This is a genomic window from Plesiocystis pacifica SIR-1 (assembly GCF_000170895.1).
Taxonomy (GTDB): domain Bacteria; phylum Myxococcota_A; class Polyangia; order Nannocystales; family Nannocystaceae; genus Plesiocystis; species Plesiocystis pacifica.
The window spans coordinates 1-2,669 of sequence record NZ_ABCS01000219.1 but is presented as its reverse complement, the minus strand read 5'-3'; the positions used below and the strand labels follow the sequence as shown (position 1 = coordinate 2,669).

Annotated in this window: 2 protein-coding genes and 1 pseudogene; all 3 read left to right on the top strand. The window is 66.5% G+C overall.

Annotated features, from left to right (window positions below):
- The coding region (locus PPSIR1_RS41280; protein WP_232296645.1) for an energy transducer TonB at window positions 1-361 on the top strand (361 nt) is incomplete at its 5' end.
- Between the two features lie 236 nt (window positions 362-597).
- A complete protein-coding gene (locus PPSIR1_RS41275; RefSeq protein ID WP_157596538.1) occupies window positions 598-2,181 on the top strand; it encodes an outer membrane protein assembly factor BamD in 1,584 nt (527 codons plus the stop codon).
- Window positions 2,182-2,276: 95 nt separating this feature from the next.
- Window positions 2,277-2,669, top strand: a pseudogene (locus PPSIR1_RS49885) (hypothetical protein); the annotation flags it as partial.

The window sequence follows — 2,669 nt, the reverse complement described above, 5'->3', positions numbered from 1 at the left end:
GCACTGCGGGACCGGAGGCGGGGGAGGGGGCGGCGGCATCGGTTCGGGTGACGTGGCGCCCATGGCCGTCGAGTTCTCCGCGCTGCGCTGTCTGGCGTGCCCGGACCCCAGCAAGGAGGCGCTGCGCAAGACCGCGGCGAGTCGCCACCACGAGCGCGGCCGCGTCGACGTCTACTTTTGCGTCGACGCCAAGGGCAGCGTCGACAAGCGGAGCATCAAGCTGCGCAAGAGCTATGGGGACGCCGACGTCGATCGCATCGCCAAGGATGCCGTCGGGCGCTGGCGCTTCAAGGCCATGAAGGTCGCCGGGAAAGCGCGTCGCGCGTGCACGGAGACCTCGTTCAACATCCGATTCGAGTGATGCAGCGAGCGGGAGAACAGCGTAGGCGCGATCACGCTTCGTGTGTCCAGCGGATCGCCAAGGGGCACTCGGAGCAGCTTCGAGGGTGCGCGCACGCATCGGGAGAGTCCGCCGTGTTCGCGCTCGATGGCCCTCCAGGGCCTTGCGAGCGGCGTCGTGGGCGTTTGTCTGGGAGCCGGGGAGGGGGCGAGGTTCGTCTTGATTCCTGGGGCCATACCGGTACACTGGCGCCCTCCATGCGTCGACAGCTCGCTATCCTCGCCGCGCTTTCCATGGCCCTCGGGCTGACCGCGTGCACGAAGATCCAGTCGCGCGACCTGATTCGCGAGGGCAATACGCTCTACAAAAACGGCCAGTTCGTCGAGGCGATCGAGAAGTACGACGCGTCCCTCGAGCTCGAACCCGGCGGCATCACGGTGCAGTGGAACCGGGCCATGGCCGCTGAGAGCATCGTCCTCGCGCTGAAGGACTCCACCGACGAGGCAGACCTCGCCCGTCGCAAGGAGTACGCGACCGTCGCCCTCGAGGCGCTCTCTGCTTGGAACGACGGCCGCGACAAGCCGGCTGGCTTCGAAGACGTCCCCGCCTGCTCGGCCCCCAAGGCCGATGAAGAAGGTGAAGAGGGCGAAGAAGCGGCCGAAGCCGACGCGGAAGAGGGCGAGGAAGCCAAGGGCGACCCCGAGCTCGAGGCCTACAAGGGTCACCGCCTGGCCATCCTCGGCGCCGACGCTCGCTGCGACGATCTCATCGAGCACTGGCGGCAGATGCACATGGCCTGCCCCCAGAACGAAGATCTGTACATGACCATCGCGCAGACCTTCGAGGACATCTGCGGGATGCCGGACAAGGCCGACGAGTGGTACGTCAAGCGTACCGAGGACTTTCCGGAGAGCTCGAAGGCCTGGTACTCCCTCGCCACTCGGCGCTTCGGTCCGCTGTTCCCCGACGTCGACTCGGGCCTGCCCTTCAACAGCACCCTCGACGCCTCGCGGCGCATGGAGATCGCCGACGAGGTGATCAAGCTGCTGACCACGGCGACGGAGATCGAGCCCAAGTATCGGGATCCCTACGTGTGGCGATCCATGGCCTACACGCAAAAGTCCCTCGCGCGCGAGTACCTCGATCCGCCGGACACTCCGGACGACGCGATCGAGGCGATCATGGCTCGCCGCGACAGCATGATGGCCTGGAAAGAGACCAAGGCCGTCTGCGACATCGACAAGATCCCGGACTGCCCGATCGAGCCCGAGGTGACCGAGCTGTTCACGGACTTCGACGCGAACCCGGACGCCTGGAAGGAGCAGGAGATCAGCCTCTGGGGTCACGTCGTCGACGAGACCGTCAAGCAGATCGAGAGCCACGTCTGGGAGATCGGCATCGAGATCGAGGTCACGCCTCCGCCGGCGGAAGGGGAGGAGGGCGCCGAGGCGCCGCCGCCCGCACCCGAGGGGGAAGGGGAGGAGGGCGAGGCCCCGGCCAAGACCATGCAGATGGTCACGGTCCGCTACACCTTCCTCAAGCCCGTCGCCGTCGAGGGCGAGGAGGCTCCGGACAACTCCGAAGAGGTGCAGGCCCAGGTCGACCTGTGGCAGCGCCAAAAGTCCACCAACTACACGGGCTTCCTGACCAAGGAGGGCGACACCTATGTCCTCCTCTCGAAGCAAAAGCAGTTCCTGGGCTGCTGTCCCCCGGCGCCGATCACCGCCGAGGAGGAGACGGCCGACGAGGCCCGTCTCAAGGAGCTCTACGAGCAAAAGAAGGCTGAAGAGGAGGCCGCCGAGGCCGGCAAGGGCAAGGGCAAGAAGGGCAAGGGGCGTTGACGGCCAGCGTCTGCGCAGACGGTGCAAGCCGTCTACCCTGTCCCGTCGTTGCCAGCTGAGCTCGGAGCGAAACGCGCGAGCCAAGGAGTTCCACGATGGCGTTCGAACACTACCTCCACACCACCAAGCGCAACCCCATGCGCGCCAAATTGCTCGGCGTCTCCGCCGTGCTCGCCATGACCAGCACCGTGGCGATGATCGGCTTCATGTGGGTCGCCGGAAAGATGGGCATCGCCAAGGTCGATCCGCCCACCATCGACTTCATCATCGTCCAGATGACTGCTGAGGAGCCGCCTCCGCCTCCGCCTCCGCCCCCGCCGCCCGCCGGCAGCGAGATGGAAGAAGAGGAAGAGGAGGAGGAGATCCCCGAGGAGGAAGAAGACCTCGAGGAGGAGCTCACCCAGCCCGACGACAAGCCCAAGGACATCCCCGACCAGAAAAAGGGGAGCCCTGGCAAGACCAAGGGAATCCCCGGCGGCGTGCCCGGC

Excerpts from the sequence above, each read along its gene's own strand:
- PPSIR1_RS41275 (WP_157596538.1), top strand. The coding sequence starts at position 598 with ATGCGTCGACAGCTCGCTATCCTCGCCGCGCTTTCCATGGCCCTCGGG.